The sequence below is a fragment of the Photobacterium kishitanii genome (assembly GCF_000613045.3).
Taxonomy (GTDB): domain Bacteria; phylum Pseudomonadota; class Gammaproteobacteria; order Enterobacterales; family Vibrionaceae; genus Photobacterium; species Photobacterium kishitanii.
Map to the genome: position 1 here is coordinate 516494 of NZ_LN794352.1, position 24115 is coordinate 540608.

Annotated in this window: 27 protein-coding genes and 1 other RNA gene; 15 read left to right on the forward strand and 13 right to left on the reverse strand. The window is 41.1% G+C overall.

Annotated features, from left to right (window positions below; translation table 11 throughout):
- Positions 1-334: 334 nt before the first annotated feature.
- From PPBDW_RS02680 to PPBDW_RS02690, 3 genes are all read right to left on the reverse strand, one after another.
- Entirely contained in the window at positions 335-724 is a 390-nt protein-coding gene (locus PPBDW_RS02680) for a NirD/YgiW/YdeI family stress tolerance protein (protein ID WP_036793288.1), read from the reverse strand.
- Positions 725-907: 183 nt separating this feature from the next.
- Positions 908-1120: a cold-shock protein gene (locus PPBDW_RS02685; RefSeq protein ID WP_036793289.1), complete on the reverse strand. Its 213-nt coding sequence runs from the start codon at positions 1118-1120 to the stop codon at positions 908-910.
- Positions 1121-1485: 365 nt separating this feature from the next.
- Positions 1486-2472 (reverse strand): DUF2333 family protein, encoded by a 987-nt coding sequence (locus PPBDW_RS02690; RefSeq protein ID WP_036793290.1) that lies wholly within the window; start codon positions 2470-2472, stop codon positions 1486-1488.
- 408 nt (positions 2473-2880) lie between these two features.
- Between PPBDW_RS02690 and epd the strand changes: the two genes are divergently transcribed.
- The 5 genes from epd (at position 2881) to PPBDW_RS02715 (ending at position 8629) form a co-directional block, all read left to right on the forward strand.
- Positions 2881-3933, forward strand: a complete 1053-nt coding sequence (gene epd / locus PPBDW_RS02695; protein ID WP_036793291.1) for an erythrose-4-phosphate dehydrogenase — start codon at positions 2881-2883, stop codon at positions 3931-3933.
- Between the two features lie 85 nt (positions 3934-4018).
- Positions 4019-5182, forward strand: a complete 1164-nt coding sequence (locus PPBDW_RS02700) for a phosphoglycerate kinase (RefSeq protein ID WP_036793292.1) — start codon at positions 4019-4021, stop codon at positions 5180-5182.
- 159 nt (positions 5183-5341) lie between these two features.
- Positions 5342-6418, forward strand: coding sequence for a class II fructose-bisphosphate aldolase (fbaA, locus tag PPBDW_RS02705; protein ID WP_036793293.1), 1077 nt, complete (start codon positions 5342-5344; stop codon positions 6416-6418).
- Positions 6419-6761: 343 nt separating this feature from the next.
- Positions 6762-7646 carry a small-conductance mechanosensitive channel MscS gene (gene mscS / locus PPBDW_RS02710; RefSeq protein WP_036793294.1) on the forward strand — a complete coding sequence of 295 codons (885 nt, stop codon included), beginning with the start codon at positions 6762-6764 and terminating at the stop codon, positions 7644-7646.
- Positions 7647-7909: 263 nt separating this feature from the next.
- On the forward strand, positions 7910-8629 hold the full coding sequence (locus PPBDW_RS02715) for an oxidative stress defense protein (RefSeq protein ID WP_036793295.1): 720 nt from the start codon (positions 7910-7912) through the stop codon (positions 8627-8629).
- Between the two features lie 71 nt (positions 8630-8700).
- Here the strand turns inward: PPBDW_RS02715 and serA are convergent, their stop codons facing one another.
- From serA to PPBDW_RS02740, 5 genes are all read right to left on the reverse strand, one after another.
- Positions 8701-9930 carry a phosphoglycerate dehydrogenase gene (serA, locus tag PPBDW_RS02720; RefSeq protein WP_036793296.1) on the reverse strand — a complete coding sequence of 410 codons (1230 nt, stop codon included), beginning with the start codon at positions 9928-9930 and terminating at the stop codon, positions 8701-8703.
- Between the two features lie 236 nt (positions 9931-10166).
- Positions 10167-10826: a ribose-5-phosphate isomerase RpiA gene (gene rpiA / locus PPBDW_RS02725; protein WP_036793297.1), complete on the reverse strand. Its 660-nt coding sequence runs from the start codon at positions 10824-10826 to the stop codon at positions 10167-10169.
- 181 nt (positions 10827-11007) lie between these two features.
- Positions 11008-11616, reverse strand: a complete 609-nt coding sequence (locus PPBDW_RS02730; protein WP_045043429.1) for a 5-formyltetrahydrofolate cyclo-ligase — start codon at positions 11614-11616, stop codon at positions 11008-11010.
- 81 nt (positions 11617-11697) lie between these two features.
- Positions 11698-11881: non-coding RNA, 6S RNA (ssrS, locus tag PPBDW_RS02735), on the reverse strand.
- Positions 11882-11888: 7 nt separating this feature from the next.
- A complete protein-coding gene (locus PPBDW_RS02740; RefSeq protein ID WP_036793298.1) occupies positions 11889-12188 on the reverse strand; it encodes a cell division protein ZapA in 300 nt (99 codons plus the stop codon).
- A gap of 389 nt (positions 12189-12577) precedes the next feature.
- Here PPBDW_RS02740 and PPBDW_RS02745 point away from each other — a divergent pair, with 389 nt between their 5' ends.
- From PPBDW_RS02745 to gcvH, 4 genes are all read left to right on the forward strand, one after another.
- Positions 12578-13156 carry a YecA/YgfB family protein gene (locus PPBDW_RS02745; protein WP_036793299.1) on the forward strand — a complete coding sequence of 193 codons (579 nt, stop codon included), beginning with the start codon at positions 12578-12580 and terminating at the stop codon, positions 13154-13156.
- Positions 13157-13183: 27 nt separating this feature from the next.
- A complete protein-coding gene (gene ubiH, locus PPBDW_RS02750) occupies positions 13184-14371 on the forward strand; it encodes a 2-octaprenyl-6-methoxyphenyl hydroxylase (protein WP_081045163.1) in 1188 nt (395 codons plus the stop codon).
- Between the two features lie 2 nt (positions 14372-14373).
- Positions 14374-15585 carry an FAD-dependent 2-octaprenylphenol hydroxylase gene (locus PPBDW_RS02755; RefSeq protein ID WP_036793301.1) on the forward strand — a complete coding sequence of 404 codons (1212 nt, stop codon included), beginning with the start codon at positions 14374-14376 and terminating at the stop codon, positions 15583-15585.
- Between the two features lie 159 nt (positions 15586-15744).
- Positions 15745-16137, forward strand: a complete 393-nt coding sequence (gene gcvH, locus PPBDW_RS02760; RefSeq protein ID WP_036793302.1) for a glycine cleavage system protein GcvH — start codon at positions 15745-15747, stop codon at positions 16135-16137.
- Between the two features lie 80 nt (positions 16138-16217).
- Here the strand turns inward: gcvH and PPBDW_RS02765 are convergent, their stop codons facing one another.
- A complete protein-coding gene (locus tag PPBDW_RS02765; RefSeq protein ID WP_036793303.1) occupies positions 16218-16421 on the reverse strand; it encodes a DUF1107 domain-containing protein in 204 nt (67 codons plus the stop codon).
- Positions 16422-16911: 490 nt separating this feature from the next.
- Here PPBDW_RS02765 and PPBDW_RS02770 point away from each other — a divergent pair, with 490 nt between their 5' ends.
- Genes PPBDW_RS02770 through nqrM form a run of 3 tightly spaced genes read left to right on the forward strand, consistent with a single transcriptional unit; the run spans position 16912 to position 17882 of the window.
- Entirely contained in the window at positions 16912-17211 is a 300-nt protein-coding gene (locus tag PPBDW_RS02770) for a DUF134 domain-containing protein (RefSeq protein ID WP_036793304.1), read from the forward strand.
- Between the two features lie 3 nt (positions 17212-17214).
- The gene (locus PPBDW_RS02775; protein ID WP_036793305.1) at positions 17215-17685 is read left to right on the forward strand and encodes a NifB/NifX family molybdenum-iron cluster-binding protein; all 471 of its coding nucleotides are present in this window, start codon (positions 17215-17217) and stop codon (positions 17683-17685) included.
- On the forward strand, positions 17682-17882 hold the full coding sequence (gene nqrM, locus PPBDW_RS02780) for a (Na+)-NQR maturation NqrM (protein ID WP_036793306.1): 201 nt from the start codon (positions 17682-17684) through the stop codon (positions 17880-17882). Before PPBDW_RS02775 ends, nqrM begins: the two co-directional genes overlap by 4 nt.
- Before the next feature lie 40 nt (positions 17883-17922).
- Here nqrM and PPBDW_RS02785 read toward each other — a convergent pair whose 3' ends face one another.
- The 3 genes from PPBDW_RS02785 to ygfZ all read right to left on the reverse strand — a co-directional run bounded on the left by PPBDW_RS02785 (position 17923) and on the right by ygfZ (position 20406).
- Positions 17923-18873: a LysR family transcriptional regulator gene (locus tag PPBDW_RS02785; RefSeq protein WP_036793307.1), complete on the reverse strand. Its 951-nt coding sequence runs from the start codon at positions 18871-18873 to the stop codon at positions 17923-17925.
- Between the two features lie 77 nt (positions 18874-18950).
- A complete protein-coding gene (locus tag PPBDW_RS02790; RefSeq protein WP_054262088.1) occupies positions 18951-19436 on the reverse strand; it encodes an aminoacyl-tRNA deacylase in 486 nt (161 codons plus the stop codon).
- Positions 19426-20406 (reverse strand): tRNA-modifying protein YgfZ, encoded by a 981-nt coding sequence (ygfZ, locus tag PPBDW_RS02795; RefSeq protein WP_036793308.1) that lies wholly within the window; start codon positions 20404-20406, stop codon positions 19426-19428. The genes PPBDW_RS02790 and ygfZ overlap by 11 nt, the downstream gene beginning before the upstream one ends.
- A gap of 252 nt (positions 20407-20658) precedes the next feature.
- Here ygfZ and PPBDW_RS02800 point away from each other — a divergent pair, with 252 nt between their 5' ends.
- Both PPBDW_RS02800 and PPBDW_RS02805 read left to right on the forward strand, forming a co-directional pair.
- The gene (locus PPBDW_RS02800) at positions 20659-20919 is read left to right on the forward strand and encodes an FAD assembly factor SdhE (RefSeq protein ID WP_036793309.1); all 261 of its coding nucleotides are present in this window, start codon (positions 20659-20661) and stop codon (positions 20917-20919) included.
- On the forward strand, positions 20888-21322 hold the full coding sequence (locus PPBDW_RS02805; protein WP_036793310.1) for a protein YgfX: 435 nt from the start codon (positions 20888-20890) through the stop codon (positions 21320-21322). Before PPBDW_RS02800 ends, PPBDW_RS02805 begins: the two co-directional genes overlap by 32 nt.
- A gap of 52 nt (positions 21323-21374) precedes the next feature.
- On the opposite strand, the gene nadB is transcribed toward PPBDW_RS02805, so the two are convergent.
- Complete coding sequence (nadB, locus tag PPBDW_RS02810; protein ID WP_036793311.1) at positions 21375-22991, reverse strand: L-aspartate oxidase; 1617 nt, start codon at positions 22989-22991, stop codon at positions 21375-21377.
- A gap of 522 nt (positions 22992-23513) precedes the next feature.
- Between nadB and rpoE the strand changes: the two genes are divergently transcribed.
- Positions 23514-24092 carry an RNA polymerase sigma factor RpoE gene (rpoE, locus tag PPBDW_RS02815; protein WP_036793312.1) on the forward strand — a complete coding sequence of 193 codons (579 nt, stop codon included), beginning with the start codon at positions 23514-23516 and terminating at the stop codon, positions 24090-24092.
- The last annotated feature ends 23 nt before the right edge of the window (positions 24093-24115 follow it).

A 24115-nucleotide genomic window follows, 5' to 3' on the forward strand; every position in this document is an offset into this window, starting at 1 on the left:
CGGCCTTCAGTGAAATTAAATGTATTTATATGTCTATAAAATATTTACGGCACAATATATGAATTATTTAAATAGGCTTAAATATAAGTGTTACAAAATCAAACAACCGCTCTATTGTTAGTATCTATGAGCCGATTATTAATAGGAGCTATTAGCTGGTATATAAAAAATGACAGAAATTAATGGGTGTAGAGTGTTGATGAGGGGGCAGTTAGGTTAAATCGCTATATGACGATGGGTGGTGAGTACATGGCTTTATGTATTTAACACTTGAAATATATGTAGCTTTAAGAAATTTTAGCTAGTCCTCAAAGCTACATATAGATGGAATCGTTTAGCTAACCACACGCAGATGATCAACATCAATAGCGGTATGATTAAATTCTTTATCAATTTCACCATGGATAGTAATTTTTGTTTGTGGCGTAACCTGCACCCCAAACCATTTATCATGATCAATCTCAACCGTAATTGAGCCTGTCCCATCGGTAAATGTGTAATGATCACCCCCTAATGAACTAGTGATATTACCTGTTAATGTGACTGGCGTATCATCACTAAACATACCGGAATTAAGAACCGTCTTTACTGTATTTAGACCAAGGCTTGGGCCGTTAAAACCTTGTTGAGTTGTAGTACCTGTGAACCCTTGAGCCGTAGCTGCGCATACAGATGTTGATAATAGAATCGCAGGAAGAAGCATAATAAATGGTTTAGTAAACATGGTAAAAACCTTAGCTGTGTTTTGATGTAGAGATAATACCTAACGATCTATACGGCTACCTTTCCTGTAGATTACATTTTTGTAAACTTATGTGAGACTAATCCTGACGTACAATAATTTAGCACTTGAAAAAAAGGCCGCTGATCAATCAGCGGCCTTTTTGGGGAGGTGATAAAATTATGACTATAAAACCACAACATTGATTGCTTGCAGACCTTTTTGACCTTGCTCAACATCAAAAGAAACTTTTTTACCTTCAGGTAGGGTCGTTAAGGTTTTATCTGCAATGCCACTGCTGTGGACAAACACATCGGCATTACCGGTATCTTGAGTTAGAAAGCCAAAGCCTTTTTCTTTGCTAAACCACTTCACTAAACCCGTTGCTTTATGCGACATGTGTAACCCTTACTGTAAAATATGAATAAACGATGTTGCTAAATAAGCGTGAATTATTAAATGCGACGATGAAGCTAAGGGAAACACCGAGGATGACAACATCAATGAAGATATTCTAAGGGGTTTACTTTACTTGATGTTTCATTAATAACGCTGAGCAACAGAATGGGCTGATTATTTATGTAAAACGCAGGCTTGTAAAGGGCAATATGTGGCGACCTTTAGCAGAGTGGGGGGCGTATTAGTCAATATACTTTATCGCTAATATTCTCTTCAATATTGTTAAATCAATTATTTCGACTCCAGAATCGATAAAAAAGACCGCATTAATGCGGTCTTAATTCAGTATATAAAGAGAAAGATGATTAACGTTTTTCAAGAATATTAATCAAATCGACTGTACCTGCTTGTGCACGTGAAACATAGTTAGCCATGATCAATGAGTGGTTAGCAATAAGCCCAAATCCATTACCATTTAAAATCATTGGGCTCCACACAGTTTCTTGAGTAGCTTCAAGCTCATTAATGATCTGATCCATCACTACCATTGCTTTTGATTCTTCTAATACTTCCTTAAAATCATCTCGCATTGATTGCATTAATAGCAGCAGTGCCCATGTTGAACCACGAGATTCATAAAAGACATTATCAATTTTTAACCATGGTGTTTGAGTGTTATCGACTTTGAGTTCTCGCATCACACCATTGCTTTCAGCTAGTTGATCGTGATCGATATTTAAGTGTGCTTCACCCACAGATGAACCGAGATCTTGTGAAATACTACCAAGACGGTTTTGCACCACTTCTAGCCATGCCACTAAACCGTCATCGCGGGCATAAAATGTCGCTTGTTGACTTGGTTTTTTGGGCGCAGTAAGGCGATCACGGTAGCTGATTAATGAATCAATGGCTTCTTGATACTGTGATTCAGCGCTAGGGAAGTTCCAACTATGACTATTAATGTTAAGTGCGGGTTGAGCTTCTTTTAGATCCGGATCAATATGGCTTTCATTTTGAGATCGGCTAATACGATCTTTTAGTATTAACACCATATCACGCACTTGAGTTAACACACCGGCTTCCCAGGAAGGCATGTTATCCATCAATACACTTGGCGGTAAACGGTCATTAGTTAGGAAACCACCCGGCTTATCCAATAATAGCTGATTAATGTGGATTAAAGTCGTCGTGGTTTCGTAACCAATAACTTGTTGTTGATGGTTTAATGTCGCTTGTTGAGCGGCATATTTACTCGGCGAAAATGTGTCGGGCTCGAAAGACCAATAGACTGAAACTGCGTAGCCAAGTAAGACCGCGAGAGCTCCCCCGATAACAATTTTTTTGGTGTTCATAATAACCTCATTGCGGATGTAACGAATGTTTAGCAGTAAAAATAATGGCTGTTAAAGACGTGAATGTAAGCATATTGATGTGACATTACGAGTTTGAAATGTAGATAAATATGTCATTTTGTATAATTATACTACGAATAAATTATTGCTTTTGTGAATTTTGTACAGTGTTGATTTGCATCTAAAATAAGCAAAAAAAAGCCTGTCTGAATGACAAGAAATTGACATTTATAGTGGATGATAGTGGTTGGATATTCATATTTTCATTTTTAACCATCCAGCTTTGTGTGATTATGTGTTTGATTATGTAAGTATTTAATTAAACGCAGTGAGAGTTGTCACAATTATGGTGATTCTCAAACTTGGTTGGTATACACTAACGCCGTTTGGTTTTTTTGTAGCACGGATATGACACTAAAAGTCGCAATAAATGGATTCGGCCGCATCGGTCGCAGTGTGCTCCGCGCATTGTACGAGAGTGGTAAACATCACCAAATTAACGTCGTGGCCATCAATGAATTGGCTGAGCCAGAAGCAATGGCTCACTTGCTTCAGTATGATTCTAGCCATGGACGTTTCGGTAAGCCTGTCAGTCATGACCAGGAGCATCTTTTTATTGCCCATGAAAATGGTCACCGCGATCAAATTCGCCTACTTCATCAACCCGATCCTAAACTGTTGCCTTGGCACGATTTGGATGTCGATATCGTCCTTGATTGTACTGGTCATTTAGGTTCTCGTGATGATGGTTTAGCTCACATATATGCTGGCGCTAACAAAGTGTTATTTTCCCATCCTGCAGCCAAAGATATCGATTTTACTGTGATATATGGCGTTAATCATCAACAGTTAACTCCGCAGCATACGATTGTTTCCAATGGCTCTTGTACGACGAATTGCATCGTGCCCATCATTCAAGTGTTGGATGATAGTTTCGGTATTGAAACTGGCACCATAACCTCAATTCACTCTGCAATGAATGATCAGCAAGTTATTGATGCTTATCACCCCGATTTACGCCGAACGCGTGCTGCTAGCCAATCCATTATTCCAGTAGATACCAAATTGCATTTAGGTATCGGTCGTATATTTCCGAAGTTTTCTGACAAATTTGAAGCTATTTCTGTGAGGGTGCCCACAATAAACGTCACTGCCATGGATTTAACGGTTACTGTTACAACAAACGTGAAAGTTAATGACGTAAATCAAGCATTATTAAATGCGTCTCGTTGTACATTAAAGGGTATAGTGGCTTATACCGAAGCACCATTAGTGTCAATTGACTTCAATCATGATCCCCATAGCGCGATTGTTGATGGCACTCAAACTCGAGTCAGTGGTAAGCATTTAATTAAAATGCTGGTGTGGTGTGATAATGAATGGGGATTTGCTAATCGCATGTTAGATACTGCGTTAGCAATGGCGGCAACAGATAACTCTGCTGCAACGCCGCAAAAATAACGAGTAAGAATTCTTGGGTTTGGCAGTGAAGCCGAGCCGTGAAATTTATGAACTTTTATTTTATATAATGTTGAGAGGGCAAAACATGTCTGTAATCAAGATGACTGATCTGGATCTAGCTGGTAAGCGTGTATTTATTCGTGCTGACCTAAACGTGCCAGTAAAAGACGGTAAAGTAACTTCAGATGCACGTATCCTTGCATCTTTACCTACTATTCAGCGCTGCTTAGAAGCGGGTGCTAAAGTAATGGTTACTTCTCACCTAGGTCGTCCAACGGAAGGCGAATACGCAGAAGAATTCTCTCTACAACCTGTAGTTAACTACTTAAACGATGCACTAGATTGTGACGTTAAATTAGCAAAAGATTACCTTGATGGTCTTGAGCTAAATGCAGGTGAGCTTGTTGTTCTTGAGAACGTACGTTTCAACAAGGGCGAGAAGAAGAACGAAGACGAACTATCTAAGAAATACGCTGCACTTTGTGACGTATTCGTAATGGATGCATTCGGTACGGCTCACCGTGCACAAGCATCTACTTACGGTGTAGGTATGTTTGCACCTGTAGCATGTGCAGGCCCACTACTTGCTGGCGAATTAGAAGCGCTAGGTAAAGTAATGGATAACCCAGCACGTCCAATGGTTGCTATCGTTGGTGGTTCTAAAGTATCAACTAAACTAACAGTTCTTGAGTCACTATCTAAGATTGCTGACCAAATCGTTGTTGGTGGTGGTATTGCTAACACTTTCATCGCAGCTGAAGGCAACGATGTAGGTAAGTCTCTTTATGAAGCTGATCTTATCCCAACAGCTAAAGCGCTAATGGCACACACTGACATTCCAGTTGCAACTGATGTTGTATGTGCAAAAGAGTTCTCTGACTCAGCTGAAGCAACGATTAAAGCTGCAACTGATATTGCTGCTGACGACATGGTTCTTGACCTTGGTCCAGATTCAGCTCAAGCGCTTGCTGACATCATCATGAACGCAAAAACTATTCTTTGGAATGGTCCAGTTGGCGTATTTGAAATTGAGCAATTCGGTAAAGGTACTGAAGTTGTTGCTAACGCAATCGCAGCATCTGCTGGTTTCTCTGTTGCGGGCGGTGGTGACACACTAGCAGCTATCGACAAATACGGCATCAAAGATAAAGTATCTTACATCTCTACTGGTGGCGGTGCTTTCCTTGAGTTCGTTGAAGGCAATAAATTGCCAGCAGTTGAAATGCTAGAAGCACGCGCTAAAGCATAATTTATTTGGCGTGGAGACTGGGATATTTATAATAATAGTCTTAGTTTCCACGTTTAAATGTTTGTGATAGCCGTTATATTTCAGTAAAATAGAAGCTTATCGCAAACGTTTGCACAAGAATTTTTCCACAGACAACAAAGTAAATATAGGACTATTGTTATGTCTAAGATCTTCGATTTTGTAAAACCTGGTGTTATTTCTGGCGACGACCTACAGAAAGTTTTTGCTGTAGCAAAAGAAAACAATTTTGCTCTACCTGCTGTTAACTGTATCGGTACTGATTCAGTAAACGCTGTTCTTGAAGCTGCTGCTAAAGCTAAAGCGCCAGTTATCGTTCAGTTCTCTAACGGCGGTGCTGCATTCTTCGGTGGTAAAGGTCTTAAGCTTGAAGGTCAAGGCCCTCAAATTCTTGGTGCTATCGCTGGTGCTAAATATGTTCACGCAGTAGCAGAAGCTTACGGTGTGCCAGTTATTCTTCATACTGACCACGCTGCTAAGAAACTACTTCCTTGGATCGACGGTCTACTAGACGCGGGTGAAGAGTTCTTCGCTCAAACTGGTAAGCCTCTTTTCTCTTCTCACATGATTGACCTTTCTGAAGAGTCTCTAGAAGAGAACATCGCAATCTCAGCTAAATACCTTGAGCGTATGGCTAAGATGAATATGACACTAGAAATCGAACTAGGTTGTACTGGTGGCGAAGAAGACGGTGTTGATAACTCAGATATGGATTCTTCTGAGCTATACACTTCTCCTGAAGATGTTGCATATGCATACGAGCAACTAAATGCAGTTAGCCCTCGTTTCACTATCGCAGCATCTTTCGGTAACGTACACGGTGTTTACCAAGCAGGTAACGTTGTACTTACTCCGACTATCCTACGTGATTCTCAAACATACGTTTCAGAGAAGTTTGGCCTACCAGCTAACTCTCTAAACTTCGTATTCCACGGCGGTTCAGGTTCTTCTGAAGCTGAAATCCAAGAGTCAATCGGTTACGGTGTTATCAAAATGAACATCGATACTGATACACAGTGGGCTGCATGGGACGGTATCCGTCGTTACGAAGCTGAAAACCACGATTACCTACAAGGTCAAATTGGCAACCCAACAGGTGAGTCAGCGCCTAACAAGAAATACTACGATCCACGCGTTTGGTTACGTGCAGGTCAAGTATCAATGGTTGAGCGTCTAGAGAAAGCATTCTCTGACCTAAATGCAGTTGACGTTCTTTAATAGAATATCAGCCACATAAAATGTGAAAAAGCCCACTTTGGTGGGCTTTTTTTTTGTATATCATAAGCAGTTAGCGCTACTTTATTACAATAGATAATTTATATTTTTTTATGATTGTTCGATTTTTTTTACTAGCCATTTATCTAGTAAAGGATTAATAATGCACCGTTTCTTTGATGTTGGAGTGCATCATGCTAATTATTATATCAATTACAGCATGGTCAGTTGTCACCATCTAACATCATATTTGTTGCTGAGGTGTTATTTTTTACTGTTTACTGTATGATTTACTCATTAAGCGGCATTTTGTTATTATTCTTATATTTTTTAGAGAGATACCTTCATGACAGAGAGCGTTACTGACAAGGTTGTTGAACATATATCTGATAACTCATTGACTAACGGTGTATTACACGCTGGAGACTGGATCACTAAAAACCAAGATCTATTAGTCCAATATGCAGTTAATATCGTTTCAGCCTTACTGATTTTATTTATTGGTAATATCATTGTTAAACTCATTGCTGGTTCAATTGCGAAAGTTTTACGCAAAAAAGAGATGGACAATGCAGTTGTTGAGTTTATTCATGGCTTAGTACGTTATGTGCTATTCGTGATTGTTTTAATTGCAGCATTAAGTCGTATTGGTGTTCAAACTGCATCAGTGGTTGCTGTTATTGGTGCGGCAGGTTTGGCAATTGGTCTTGCACTTCAAGGGTCATTATCAAACTTTGCAGCAGGTGTATTGATTGTTGGTTTCCGCCCATTCAAATCTGGCGATTATGTTGAAGTTGCTGGTGTTGCTGGTGCTGTTGAATCTATTCAGATCTTCTCTACTGAATTACGTACGCCTGATAACAAAACAGTTATCGTACCAAACGCTCACATCATTGGTAATCCAATTACTAACTACTCTCGTAATGACACTCGTCGTATCGATTTAGTGATTGGTGTTTCTTACAATGCTGATTTACAAAAAACCAAAGAAGTATTACGTCGCGTAGTAACAGCTGACGAACGTGTGCTTAAAGATCCAGAACCAACAATTGGTGTGGTTGCACTTGCTGATTCTTCTGTTAACTTTGTGGTACGCCCATGGGTTAATACGCCTGATTATTGGAGTGTATATTTCGATCTAAACCAAGCTATTAAAGAAGAGCTTGATAAAGAAGGTATCGAAATTCCATTCCCACAGATGGATGTGCATGTAAATAAAGTTGGTGCTTAATTTGCTCAAGTTTTAATTATATGACACTAAAAAAAGAAGCCTACGGGCTTCTTTTTTTTATCCAGATAAAGAGATGGTTCGCAATAATTATGACGTTATAACGATAATATTCCTGAATGATTTCTGAATGATAATTAAAAAACAGTGTTCGTTATATTGGGGGTTTGTTAGCATAACGGCATAATTGATGAGAAAAGATAATATATTTATTGCTGTAACAGAGAATAAATAACAATCTTGTGCGACAAATAAAAGGATGAATAATGAATAAGAAATGTTTAGCGATGATGGTACTTGGCGCTAGTGCGTTTGTTTCAACTGCTGCAATGGCGGCAGATATTCCATTTCCTCACTTAGAAACAACGGGTCGTGGCGAAATTGTGGTTAAGCCTGATATGGCAGTATTTTCCGTCAGTGTGGTTGAAACCAAAAAAAATGCAGTTGATGCTAAGTTAGCGGTTGATCAAGCAGTAACCAAGTTTATTGAGCGTTTACAAGCAGCTGGTGTGAATAAAAAAGACATCAATAGTGCAAATATTGCCTTGTCGGCACAATATAATTACCCTAAAGATCATAAGCCAGAGTTAGTCGGCTTTAGAGCTAATCGTAATGTTGAGGTGACGGTACATCAACTGACTAAGCTAAATAGCTATTTAGATGACGCCCTTGGTGATGGTATTAACCAAATTAATAACATTGAATTAAAAGTGGCTGATACTGAGAAGTATCAACAGCAAGCTCGTCAAAAAGCGATCGAGAATGCTAAGCAAGTTGCTGCATCACTGGCCCAAGGCTTTGGTAATAAAATCGATGGTGTATGGCAGATAGATTACAATACAGATGGTTTGCCGATGCCATATATGCGCACTAATACCTACATGGTTGGCAGTGCACCACAAAGCGCCATTGATCAAAGTTATACCGATAACAACATTGTGATTAAAGACAGTGTGAATGTTATATTTAAATTAGCTGAAAAATAATAAAAATAATCATTAAGTACAATAAAAAAGGAGAGCGATATGCTCTCCTTTGTCGTTGTTAAGTGTTCAACTTAATGCAAAATCCGGGCGCGAATCGTGCCTTCAATGGATTTAAGTTGTTGCAGGGCTTCTTTAGAACGCTCAGTTTCAACATCTATTACCACATAACCTACTTCTGCGCCGGTTTGTAAGAATTGGGCTGCAATATTAATGCCTTCTGAAGCAAAAATAGTGGTGATTTGATTTAATACTCCAGGGCGGTTGTGGTGAATATGCAGTAGACGTGAACAGCCATGATGTTCAGGTAAGGATACCTCTGGGAAACCAACTGCAGATAATGTTGAACCATTATCTGAGTACTTAACCAGTTTTCCAGCAACTTCAATACCGATATTTTCTTGAGCTTCGTGAGTTGAACCACCAATATGAGGGGTTAAAATTACGTTATCAAACTGCATTAATGGTGACTCAAATGGGTCGTTGTTGGTTTTTGGCTCAATTGGGAACACATCAATTGCAGCACCTGCAATATGCTTACTTTCTAAGGCGCTACATAGCGCATCAATATCGACGACTGTGCCCCGAGCAGCGTTAATGAAGATCGCTCCTGGTTTCATGCGGGCAAATTCTTCTACTCCCATGAGGTTAGCAGTACCTTTGGTTTCTGGTACATGCAAGCTCACCACATCTGATTTATTCAGTAATTCAGATAGATTATGTATCTGAGTGGCATTACCTAATGACAGTTTGGTTTCAACATCATAAAAACATACTCGCATACCAAGGTTTTCAGCCAAAATACCAAGTTGAGTACCAATATGACCGTAACCAATAATACCTAATGTTTTACCGCGTGCTTCAAATGAGTTATCCGCTGATTTGAACCATTCACCACGATGGGCTTTGGCATTTTTCTCTGGAATACCGCGTAATAATAATAGAATTTCACCCAGAACAAGTTCAGCAACACTGCGGGTATTGGAAAAAGGGGCATTGAAAACAGGGATACCACGTCTTACTGCTTCATCTAAATCAACTTGGTTAGTACCAATACAGAAACAACCTATCGCGGTAAGTTTTTTTGCAGCAGCAAACACTTCTGGTGTCAGTTGAGTGCGAGATCTAATACCAATGAAATGAACATCTTTTACGGCTTCTAATAGCTCATCACCGACTAAAGAGCCTTTGTGGTATTCAATATTGCTATAACCCGCTTGCTGTAATACCTCGAGTGTTGATGGATGGAGGCCTTCTAATAGAAGGATTTTAATTTTTTCTTTATTGAGTGACACTGTTGCCATAGGTTCTTATCCTTAAAAACGTAGCGACTAATGATAATAACGCCACAGTAGTGAAACTAAAGGGGATTACATCTCAGTAGCTAAATGGTTAAATGTTTGCTACATGCTGTTTAATAAAGTATCAAAATTTAACCATTAAGGGTAAGAATATTACAAAAAAGCCAATAAAAAACGGCAGCCAATGATTCGCGAGCGATCAATGACTGCCGTTTTGTAATCAAATAACGAATTAATCATTATTTTTCGATGATTTTAGTTCCTTCAGGTGAGCCGACAACTAACACATCTGCGCCACGGTGAGCAAATAGACCAACAGTAACTACACCTGGTAAGGCGTTGATACTATCTTCCATTGCTTTAGGATCGGTGATCGCCATATTGTAAACATCAAGAATGATATTGCCGTTATCTGTGATCACCCCTTCACGGTATACCGGATCACCACCTAGCTTGACTAATTCACGACCGATGAAAGAGCGTGCCATTGGAATAACTTCTACTGGTAATGGGAATTGACCAAGTACATCAACTTGTTTGGTGCTATCAACAATACAGATAAATTTCTCTGCAATTGCAGCGACGATTTTTTCGCGGGTTAATGCTGCGCCACCACCTTTGATCATGTCAAATTGGGCATTGATTTCATCTGCGCCATCAACATAAATATCAAGGCTTGCCACTTCGTTAGCATCAAAGACTTTGATACCAATTTGCTCTAGGCGCTCAGTTGAAGCAATAGAGCTTGAAACCGCTCCTTTGATTTCTTCTTTACGAGTTGCCAAGGCATCGATGAAGTGATTAACGGTCGAACCAGTACCTACACCAACAATACTGTTTTTCGTTACGTACTCAAGTGCTGCCCAGCCCGCTGCTTTTTTCATTTCATCTTGTGTCATGCCGTTCTCCTCGTAATGACCTCAATTATGCGAAAGGTGATTATAGCTAACCGAAGTGATTTCGTCAGTTGGATTCTATGGTTAAACAGTGCAAACTTAAAACTAAAAATATAACTTTTTGAATAACATACAATTATATTCAGTTTTTTTTAACGAAAAGCCAATCGTTTGCGTGATGGTGTTAGGCTTCTATAAATTGGTGGTTAGGAGTGATGATTATTGGTAGTGGCACATCCCATTGTTGATTTGGTAACTGGGGAATATATTGGCAATCATGACCAATACCGATTGGATAAGGCCCGCGACGGTGCTGGTGCCATTGGCTTAAGGTGCGATCATAATAGCCCCCTCCCATACCAAGTCGTTGGCCATTATTATCAAAGGCAACTAACGGGGTACAAATAACATCCAGTTCAGCAATGGGCTTAACACGACGCACATCTAATTTAGGCTCATGAATTTGATAACGATTGGTCGTCATCGGAGTCGTTGCATCATAGTGTAAAAACAACAGATGGCCCTTACTGAAAGGGTGCAATACTGGTAGATAAACCGACTTACCTTGCTGCCATAGCCATTCTATAAATGGTTGCGGATCAATTTCACCGTCATTGGCAATGTAAACGGCAATATGCTGGCTATGTTGGATATGATCTAAGGTTTGTAAGCGCAGGGATAGTTGTTGCGCTGCATGTTGTTGCTGTTGAGCAGATAATTGTCGTCTAGCGTGACGAATTTGCTGTCGAAGTTGATGGCGTAACTGTTGGGTAGCTGCAATGGAGGGTGTCATCACTTAAGTATCCAATCCATGAACTGTGGGTGTTTAGGGATTGTAAAGTGCTAATGCTGAGAAATAAAGTGGATGCAAAAGGGAGACCCCAAGGTGCCGTTGCGAAATAAGGCCCTTGAACCAGATGTTCAAGGTGGACTGGCAACATTAACCGCAGGCTTCTCAGTCAGGCTGAGCATGCACAATAGCTAATAAAAAAGCCAATCCTGGGTATTTGCTTATCGGCTCGGGGACATTCATTCACTGACGTACACCCCAGGGTTAATTCATTATCAACGCTTTGGCTGATATTGCAATACTTTATCCAGATTTTCTTCTATTGAATTGATTTTATTGGATATTAATTCAGCATTGCGATTGTGTTCTTGTCGCTCTAAATGCAACTCGTTACTGATGTTGAGGCCAGTAAAGATTAATAATTGTTCTACGGATACGTTACTACGCGCAGACATATCTTTCAAGCGTTGGTCAAAATCTGCCGCCGCGGCACGTAATGCATCTTCTTGACCCGTTGGACAATTAACTTTTAATTTTCGGCCCAATACTTGAATTTCTACAGCCTGAGTACTCATAAACCTTCGATTTGCTCCGTGCCAGAATGGGTATTCATTCCGCTTGCGACGAGAGTCAATATAGGAAAACCCTACACAAGATGCAAGCGGCTATATCGCGGTTTCGGTTCAATATGTTCTGACTAAACAGATATTAATCAGACTCGTCAAGGAGTTGATTAAGGATTGAACGTTATCACCAGTGTTATTATTTGCCGAATTAGGCTTAAATGTTAGCATAACACAGTGCCGTCATTCGCTCATTGCTATTTATTATATCAACTAAGCCGTAAGCGTGATTATTGTTTGGTACAATTTCAAACAGTGTAATCTTAATGACTAACGTGATTGTTATGTCATACCTATAAAAAATTTATCTTAAATTGTGTCAACTACAAAGGTGATAAACCATGAGTGAAATAACCCTACCGACGTACTCAGCTGTTGAAGCGGCTTTAAAAGAGCAAGGCCTAGCAGCGGTACCTGCTGAGTTACATGGTTTACTCAGTGGGATGATTTGTGGTGGTCTCGCTGTTGATGATGAGAGCTGGGCGGGTCCAGTATGTGACTACGCTAATGAAGGCGAGCCAATGACTGATGGCGCTAAGATGATGGTACGGACATTATTTACGACTACCGCTGAAGAGTTAATCAGTGGTGGATTTGAATTTTCATTGTTAATGCCTGATGATGATGAACCGTTATCTGATCGCGCAGAAGCATTAACAGAGTGGGTAAATAGTTTTATTTCGGGCTTAGGGCTAATGGATTTACAAAAAAATCAATTGTCTGAGGAAATCACCGAAGCGCTGGCTGATCTACAAGAGATTTCTCAACTTGGTATTGATGAGGATGACGATCTTGAAGAACAAGCGGCATTATTTGAGCAAGTGGTTGAACATGTACGTATGTGTGTGTTGAGTTGTCATTCTGAATTAGGTCAACGACTAGTGAATGATGATGCTGATGAGCAGCCAACCGTTCACTAATAATTTCTATTGCGAAAGGGACAAAATGTGAAGCAATATGATGTGGTTATTGCGGGTGGCGCAATGGTTGGTGCGTGTTTAGCTATCGCACTTGATGAATTAACTCAGCATCAATTACATATCGCTGTGGTTGAAGCTGTGGCGACAGATGATCAGCAACATCCCGGTTATGATGCCCGTAGTATTGCTGTTTCTCATGGATCTAGCCGGTTATTAGACTCGATTCAGCTTTGGCCAGCATTGGCTACTGTTGCGACGGCGATCAAGCACATTCATGTGTCTGATCGAGGTCATGCCGGTATGGTTGAATTATCAGCTCAACAACTGGCTGTTGATGCCTTAGGTTATGTCATTGAGTTAGCGGCTGCAGGGGCGATATTTCACCACCAGTTAGCCACTCGTCCACACATTGATCTGTTTTGTCCCGCAAAAGTTGAGCATATAGAGCGTACTCAATCAGAAGCGTTAGTGCGTTTAAATAACGGTAAACGGTTACGGACTAAGTTAGTGGTTGCGGCTGATGGTGCTGTATCCCATTGCTGTGATTTATTAAATATCGGTCGCAGTGAGCATGATTTTGAGCAAGTGGCGATCATTGCTAATATCACCACCTCAGAACCTCATCAGGGCCAAGCTTTTGAACGCTTTACTAAACATGGACCCGTCGCATTGTTACCCATGTCTCAGGGACGTAGTTCACTAGTTTGGTGTATTGAGCCACAGCAACAAGCTCGAATCATGTCATTAACTGATCAGCAATTCTTAGCGGAATTACAGGCGCTATTTGGGTGGCGATTAGGGGCATTAACTATGGTCGGTGAGCGTAATTGTTATCCATTAATATTACGCCAAGCACAACGGCTAGTGTCACATCGAGTGGCGATAATTGGTAATGCTGCGCAAACGCTCCATCCTATTGCAGGTCAAGGGTTTAACCTTGGACTTCGTGATGTAATGACCTTAGCAGAGGAAATTACAGCGGGGGTTAAATGCAATGCCGATATTGGTTTACCGACAGTATTAGGTCGTTATCGTGAACGACGGTTGCCTGATCGACAGGCAACTATTGCGATGACAGCAGGCTTGGTTAGCTTGTTTGCCAATGATAATCCTGCGCTCGTTGCTGGGCGTAATCTGGGCTTGATGACAATGAGCCTTTCTAACACACTTCAAGCACCGCTGTTACGCCGTGCCATGGGACAGGTAAAACGATAGCTATGATGCAAAATGTTGATGTCGCCATTATCGGTGGTGGAATGGTGGGTTTAACGCTGGCAGCAGCGTTAGCCGATACCGAATTACGAGTAGCAGTGATTGAAGGTCAGTTACCTGATCCTAAGTTGGCAGCCTTACCTGATGTACGCGTGTCGGCACTAAGCCGTGCTAGTGAGAGAATATTACGTGGTGTTGGGGCTTGGGAGGGAATTTGCGACCGTCGTATGAGCCCTTACAGTAAAATGGAAGTATGGGAGCAAGACAGTTTTGCTCGTATTGATTTTGATGCTGAACGACTAGCGCAACCTGATTTAGGCCATATTGTTGAGAATCGCGTGATTCAATTAGCGTTACTTGATCGGGTTAGCAAGCAGCAAAATGTGATTTTAATGGCTCCAGATAGGTGTCAAAATATTGCTTTTGGTGAAACCGAAGCCTGGCTCACATTGGAATCAGGTAAAAATCTAACGGCTAAATTAGTGGTTGGTGCTGATGGTGCTAATTCATGGTTACGTCAACATGTTGATATTCCGTTGACCCATTGGGATTATGGTCATAGTGCGTTGGTGGCAAATATTCGTTGTGATGAGTCTCACTTGCAAACAGCACGTCAAATTTTCCGCCCAGATGGTCCATTAGCCTTTCTTCCGTTAGCTGAAAAAGATCTATGTTCAATTGTATGGTCACTACCGCCAGAGCAAGCATTAACCTTATGTGATGTCAGTGATGAGGTATTTAATCAACACTTAACCGCTGCGTTTGATCATCGTTTAGGCTTGTGTCGTGTAGAGGGAGAGCGCCAAGCATTTCCACTTAAAATGCGTTATGCCCAAGATTTTGTGCGTGAACGAGTGGCGTTAGTGGGAGATGCAGCGCATACCATTCATCCTCTTGCAGGCCAAGGTGTTAACTTGGGGCTACTAGATGCAGCGGCATTAGCGCAAGAAATTATTGGTTTATGGCAAGCAGATAAAGACATTGGTAAGCAGGTCAATTTACGTCATTACGAACGCTGGCGTAAAGCCGAAGCTGCAAAAATGATCACTGCAATGCAAGGCTTTAAGACCCTGTTTGATGGTGCACATCCAGCCAAGAAATTAGTGCGAGATCTTGGAATGCTATTCGCTAATAAAGCACCAGGGGTCAAAGATGAGTTTATGCGACGTGCTTTAGGGTTAAGTGGTGAATTGCCTGAGTTAGCGCGTTATAAATAGGTTCTAATTAAGTAACTATTCCAGTGATAACTTATGAAGCCACAGCATTTTTTGTTGTGGTTTTTTTATGTCTAAATTGAGCAAAAAATTTTTTTTCACCTACAGTAATAAATGGAGTGATAGTTACCGATTAATGGTGAGATTAAAAAGGATGTGTGAATGAGCTATGTACCCTCTGAATTAAAATTTACTCATACTCATGAATGGTTGCGTGATGAAGGTGATGGAATTTACACCGTTGGTATTAGTGATCACGCTCAAGCGCTATTAGGTGATATGGTTTTTATTGATTTGCCTGATAGCGGGGTTGCTGTTGATGCTGGAGAAGAGTGTGCGGTTATTGAATCGGTAAAAGCTGCATCGGATATTTATGCTCCGTGTACTGGCACGATCATAACAATCAATGATGATCTTGATGTTGCACCAGAGTTGGTCAATAGCGATCCTTATGGTGATGGGTGGCTATTTCAAATTCGAATTGATGTTGAAGAGGATTTAGATGAGTTGCTTGATGCTGAAGATTATTTAGCATCCATTGCTGACGATGAGTAGTTGACGATTAAAGCCCACCCAATGTAGTGGGCTTGATGTTGTTTATTTAGCTAATAGTTTATTTTTAATAAATATCGTCTTTAATAAACTTCACGTAAGCGCTTAATTTCTAGGTTAACCTCGTTAACCGTATCATAATGATGCTGCTGGGCCTTTAGTGGTACCAACAATATTCCTTTCTCAAAATGATAGCCGCCACGGCCATCAATATAAATTCTTCCATTAAATATACGACTAACATGCTTGGCGATTAATTTAGGCAAGTAGCGTTTGAACATCCGCATAATACAGTTTAACTCCGACCATCCTGGCGATTAACGTGCTAAGTATACGTTAAGGGTGATGACACTTCTGTGACATTATCAGCATAAATTTAACGATAAGTTTAATTTGTCGGCGTATTATGTAATAACAAATCTAATATTTAGAGTAATACTCTGAATTTTGGCTTTTTTATAATTTATTATCGAGAGTGGTATTTTTAGCTCTAGCTGATTTATTTACGATGATATCAACCTGTTTAGCGATGTTAGCGTTAAATTAATCGTCGGTGGTTGGTTTTTGTTCTAGAAGTGTGATTTCTAAGCGCCATCATGAGCAATGAATTAGACCCGATTACGATATATTGTGCTGATATTTTAAAAACGATGTTATTTGCGTTGGGGGGTTATTGATTGAAATTGGTACTTAGATGATGATTTATGATCCTAGATCAATGCGGTGTTTTTGGCGTATGCCAATAATAACCGTCAATGAACAGGAGTTATGATCATCATGGCAAGACCTAAAATTGTAAGAAAGATAGCTTGCCGTCCTGCTTATAGCTGTTTTAAGCCTAATGGTGTACCAATGAAGCAATTACCGAAACTTGCATTAGCAAGTGATGAATTAGAGGCGTTGAGATTGGTCGATATGTTAGGTTTGCAACAGCTTGAAGCTGCGCAACAGTTGGGTGTGTCACGTCAAACCCTTGGCAATATTATTGCTCGAGGGCGACACAAAGTAGCACAGGCGTTAGTGATGGGCATGGCATTAGAGTTAGCATCAGACAGCATACAGACTATCGAGGATTAATTTATGTTAATAGCAATCGCATTGACTCCCAGAAATCAAATAGCGGGCCATTTTGGTAAAGCAGCAACGTTTGCTATTTATGATCAACAAGGTCAACTAATTGAACGGCTTGAAAATAGTGGTAGTCGTGAATTGGGATGTAAGCATAAAAAAATTCTGCAACGCCAACTAGCGGCACTTAATGTGACTGAAATTGTATTAGGTAATATTGGTACTCGATCTTTAGCGCGCTTATTACAAGCAGGATTTAGTGTTAGTCGTGTTGCTCCACGAACATCATTAGTGGATTTTTTAGCTGGTGGGGTGACTAAAGAAGCCTTACTGAGCGCAGAACAGGGGCGTGCCTGTAAACGAGAAAAAGGCGCATGTGGCTGCGGTTGTGGTTCTAAGAAATCAGCGCCAGCAGCGGTAAAAGTTGGCATGCTAACTCCAATCGCTAATGGTCTCGGTAAGATAGGCGGTCTCAAGCTATGACCACTTTTTTATTAACCTTAGGGATTTTTGTGGCAGTGATATTGGCGATGGCAATTGGTTGGTTTGTCAAACGACAAACGATCAGTGGCAGTTGTGGCGGTCTTGCTAACGTTGGTGTCAATAAAGAGTGTCATTGTGATGAGCCTTGCGATGAACACAAACTTTACCAGATTCAAGAACCGAATAGCCGCGCCTAGGAATAATATTGGCAGAGCCACTATGCTCTGCCATAGCGATCTATACACCAGTGCGAAGTTGCTCAACTTGGGCTATTACTGTATTGGCAACGATTTGACGTAACCATTGGTTGCGAGGGTGGTTGCTGTTGCGATGGAGCCATAATAATCGAATATCAAAATCAGCAATGGCAACAGGCGGTGGGCATTGAGTGAGTTGGTCGTTAAAAATATCCAGTTGTGCCATTAATCGTGATACCACACAGATTAAATCGCGGCCACTAAGTAAATGTCTAATGGTTAGAAAGTTATGTGATCCCACCGCAACTTGACGTTGAAATCCCTGTTGTTGTAATTGGTCATCGACTTGCGTGGTTAATTTACCATCAGGGCTAACTAACGCATGTGGATGGTGACTGTATTGATCGAGACTAACGTGTTGATTGAGACCTGTGGCTTGTTGATCGTAAAGACAAACATGATCTTCAGTGTATAAATATTGATGTTCAATATCTTTACCCATGTCAGTCATGGATCCAATCACCACATCAATTCGGTGCTGATTAAAGTCTGTGTGATAACTGTGCCGATCAACATTAAAGAAACTCAGTTGGCATTGTGGTGCTTGGTGGTGAATCGCATCATATAAGGCTGGCGCAAAGAGCAGCTCGGCATAATCGGTTAAGCCGATTTTAAAAGTGCCACAGAAATCTGCTGGAATAAAGACACTTGGGCGTAGGAGTTCATTGGTGATCAGTGACAGGATAGTATCAACTGTGGCGGCATGATCTAACGCGGTTTGAGTTGGCAGCATTTGGTGACCATGACGCTCAAACAATGGGTCATTTAATAAACTGCGTAAACGCGATAAATTATGGCTCATTGCTGATTGACCAATGGCAAGTTTATTGGCTGCTTTAGTGACACTGCGGGTTTCTATTAATGCCGCAAAGGCAATCAATAAATTCAGATCGACACCGCGCCAATTGATATCGTGATGATGGCTCGCCATTGTCTATTCCTTTATTATCTCACTAAACCAACGGCACTTTAATCAATACCGCTAGTTTAACGATGTGTTATTGCCAATCAAGATTGATCGCGGCAAATATTGCCTAAGATGGGATCGCACAGGATCAATAAGTCTTCAGTGGCGATCTCAATGCCAGCCATACGATCACCGCTGCTGATATTAACGTGTTCAATCGCTGCAATCGCGGCATCAAACACAACCGCAAGTGGGCGCTTTAGCCCCAGAGGTGCAACAGTCCCGATGACTAAGCCGGTCACTTTCTCAACTTCGGTAGCATCAGCGCAGGTCATACGCTGACAACCAAATAATGCCCGTACTTTTTTAGGATCAACTGATTGCAGTCCAGGTACACATGCCAATACATGAAAACCAGACATATCTTTGAGCAATATTGATTTAACCATATGCTGTGGATCAACCCCACGTTCTGCTGCTGCTTCGGCAATGGTTTTGGCCGGTTTAGTATGCGGCAGTAAACGGTAATCAACCCCTTCGCTAGCCAGTAACCGCGTTACTGGCGTATCAATCTGATTATTCAGCATTAAGATCATACGGTAGAGCGAGTTTGTGCCATAGTGCATCTGGGTTAGCTGCAAACCGGAATTGACTATCAGCATCGAGATCATTAGGTAATACCACGAGTGCCAATGCTTGATTGTCACTGTATTGATAACCACAAATTACGGTGCCACCTTTACGCCAATTTTCACCCACGCTACGCTCTAATGCATCACCTGCTTGTGGGCACTGGGTTGCTGTGCCTGCAACGATATACATAGCGCGTTTATTGATGCCACGGTACTTAGCGCGTGCGACAGTTTCTTGACCGGTATAACAGCCTTTTTTAAAGCTAATACCGTTAACGGCTTGTAAGTTAACTGCTTGTGGAATGAACTCAAGTTCGATGGTGCTATCAATTCGCGGCATGGCAGCTTTTATATCATATAAATCCCACAGTTCAGTGGTTGCTAAAATTGCCGTTGGTGCCAAGGTGGTGATCACTGAGTCAGCTTGCTCCGCAGTGGTAATGACTAACCAACGTGCATTATCTACTTTTACTACCGTCGCGGTGTCGTTATGACGTACATCAGCATCACCACTGAAATGATGATCAATGGTTGTTTGAGCTTGACTACCAACCAGCGCCAAAATAACCACTTCAGCTTGGGTTATTTCTGTTTTAGAAAATACGGCATATTTTTTTAATTCGGGTAATTGGTTTGCCATCACGCTTTGGCGTTGCACTAAGCCATAACCATTCTGATAGTGAAAAACACGCATAATCGTACGTAATTTTCCTTTAGCGTCACAGTGGCCGGCAAAGGTCGAGGCATCTGCGGCTAGTGACACTACATCACAGGTTAATTGACCTTGTAAATATGATTTACTGTCTGGGCCAACGAGTGTCACCATGCCCCAATCGCTGAGGTTGATTATGGCTAAATCAGGCAAAGAATCGGTGGTGCTTAAAGCGAGTGGGGTAAAACTATGTTGAGTTGACCAAGTGTTCATAATGGTATCCACAAATGCAGTAATGATTGCGCTATGTTATACCAACTGAACAAAATAATTAACCATGGTTACATGATGGGTTAATTAGCTGTTTTCATTAGTTGTCATTATGGTGGGCTAGGTCTCATCTTGAGCGATTGTTTGCGTTGGTGCATGGTCGTTATTGAGCACGACTGTTAATATCGTTATAACGGAAATACACTAAGTATTCGATTATCAGTGAGCCATTAGGCACGCACATAGAGGTTATGTATGTTAGTTGCAGAAGAGAGAGCCCGCGTAAAATGGGCATGTCGTCGTGGCATGTTAGAGTTAGACGTGTTGGTGATGCCATTTTTTGAAGAGTGTTTTGATGATTTATCAGAGCAGCAACAGCGTGATTTTATTTCTCTACTGACATGTGATGATCCTGATTTATTTAAATGGATGATGCAGCATGGCCGCAGTGATAACGCTGCTCATGCGATGATGGTTGATAAGATTGTTGCTCACAACAACAGCAAGTTATGTTGATTTAAAGCTTAACTTATCCCCGCTACTGAACACTGCACTGAGTCGATGTTATCTTGGTGCAGTGCTATTGCTATTTGTCGTTCCACCTATTTTTTGGCCGTTGAGTTATTTTTTTGCCGAAGCATTATTATTTGAATGGCAACGAATGTATCAATATTATTTACGCCAACAGGGGCCGTTACGGCTTTATAGTGATGGTAATATTCGCTGGCATAATCAAAGGGGTGAGATGATCGCGGTGAAATTAGTTACCCGCTGGCTGGTGGTCTTGTCGGTGTCACATCCTCGAAATCAGTGGCTCATTATCTGCTATGATAGTTGCGATGAGCTGCGCTATCGGCAACTAAAAATGTGGCTTCATTTAGGGCTATTAAAGCCGGCTTCCTCAGTAAATAAACCATGATGCTAATATTATGGTTAGCACCATAGTATTGATGAGTTATAGCGTATTGCGGCTAGTAATTATCAGGCACTAAAATAGTTGCTGTAGCTTGCTCATCAAGCTCTGGATAATCAAGAGTATAGTGTAGTCCTCGGCTTTCTTTACGTTCCATCGCACAACGTACTATCAGTTCTGCAACTTGTAATAAATTACGCAGTTCGAGCAGATTATTTGAAACTCGGAAATGACAGTAATATTCATCAATTTCGTGTTTAAGTAATTCAATTCGGTGCATTGCACGCTCTAAACGTTTGGTTGAACGAACAATACCGACGTAATCCCACATAAATAATCGTAGTTCATGCCAGTTATGTTGAATCACCACTTCTTCATCGGAATTAGTCACTTTACTGTCATCCCAAAACGGCAGCTGTTGTGGCTGTAAGATAGTCTTAAATTGACGCTCAATATCTTGTGAAGCAGACCATGCATAAACTACGCACTCAAGCAGTGAGTTTGATGCCATGCGGTTAGCACCATGAAGACCGGTATAGCTCACTTCACCAATGGCATATAAACCATCAATATCCGTTTTGCCTGATTTATCCACCACCACACCACCACAGGTATAGTGTGCGGCAGGGACAATTGGAATCATATCTTGGGTGATATCAATGCCGTAACCCTGCAATTTTTCAGCAATGGTTGGAAAGTGACTTTTAACGAAATCAGCGGGTTTGTGGCTAATATCGAGATACATACAATCGGCGCCTAAACGCTTCATTTCGTAATCGATCGCACGTGCAACCACATCGCGTGGCGCCAGTTCAGCACTCTCGTGAAACTCTGGCATAAAACGGCTGCCATCAGGACGGCGTAAATATGCCCCTTCGCCACGTAATGCTTCGCTTAATAAAAAGGTCTGTGCTTTGGGATGGAATAAGCAAGTGGGATGAAATTGATTAAATTCTAGATTGGCGACTCGACAGCCTGCGCGCCATGCCATAGCAATGCCATCGCCGGATGATACATCTGGGTTTGAGGTATATTGATACACTTTTGAGGCGCCACCTGTGGCTAAAACCACAAACTTAGCCGCTAGGGTTTCAACACATTCTTTGTCTCGATTCCAAACATAAGCACCTAAGGCACGATTGGTCACAGCTTGGGGATTGATTTTTTTCTCAGTGATTAAATCGAGGGCATTATGGCGTTCAAGAATGGTGATGTTAGGATGATTACGGGCTTGTTCTTGGAGCGAGGTTTGCATTGCCATTCCGGTGGCATCTGCAGCATGAAGGATGCGCCGATGACTGTGTCCCCCTTCTAATGTTAGATGGTAGCGGGGGTCGTCATCAGTGTCTGTATCTTCTCGATCAAATGGCACCCCACCATCAATTAACCATTGTACACATTGCTTGGCATTTTCAGCGATAAACTGCACCACGTCTTGGTCACACAGATGGGCTCCTGCAATCAAAGTATCTTCAACGTGGGATGCGATACTGTCTGATTCATCAAAAACGGCAGCAATACCTCCTTGAGCATAAAAGGTTGATCCTTCACTCAGTGGCCCTTTGCATAAAATAGTCACTTTACCTAGGTGGGCTAAATGTAGTGCTAGTGACAGTCCTGCTGCGCCACTACCAATGACTAAAATGTCGCTATCGTGTTGATGAAATTGATTCATAGTGATTGCATGTCCATGTGATAATCTTATTTCATGCTACCAAAATTGTTATTAAAACGCATGTTTGTTTGGGTTTGAGTAGCGCAAATATCATTAATATACGGTACTTTAGCAGTATTATTGTTAAATGTTAGCTAAGTAACAACCGTCTACTTTGGTGATTATTTTACTTTTTTCAGTTGTAGATCCTCGTTAGTATTATTATTTCAGGTAAAATGACTAAAGTTATTAATCCTACCTTTGTTTAACTTTGTTACAGGTAATAACCTAACGGTAACGAAAACATAAAATTATTTTACTGACGGTGGAACTTTGCCATTATCCATCGGTCTTACGTAGTGCTCATGCTCATAAATATTTCATAAGTCAGTGTTTTATTTACGGTGAGACTAACGCTTATAGTGGCAGGATAATCTAAATAAACCATTGTGCATCAATAACGAATTACAGCCATTATCGGTACTAGTTCTCGTGAGATGAATGCAATATTACTAACAGTTAGACATGGGAGTAAACGCTCGAATGAGCGAGCAGCAAACTGATCAGGTATTAATTGAGCGAGTACAGCGGGGAGATAAGCAAGCATTCAACCTTCTGGTTATTAAGTACCAGAATAAAGTTTGTAACCTTGTTTCACGTTATGTTAGCAATTCTGGTGATGTGCCAGATGTTGCTCAAGAAGCATTTATTAAAGCGTATCGTGCCTTACCCTCATTTCGTGGTGAAAGTGCATTTTATACATGGCTTTATCGTATAGCTGTTAATACCGCAAAAAATTATTTAGTTGCTCAGGGACGTCGTCCGCCAGCATCCGATGTTGATGCCGAAGACGCGGAATATTATGAAAGTGGAAATGCGCTTAAAGAAATTTCGAACCCTGAGAACCAAATGTTGTCTGAAGAATTGAAGCGGGTTGTTTTTAGTACGATTGAATCACTACCTGACGATCTTAAAACAGCGATCTCATTGCGTGAACTGGATGGTCTAAGCTATGAAGAAATCGCTGAAATAATGGGATGTCCGGTAGGCACAGTTCGCTCACGTATATTCCGTGCACGAGAGACGGTTGAAAAACGTATTCGTCCTCTTATGCAGCAATAACAATGTTGCACCAAACGGTGGAA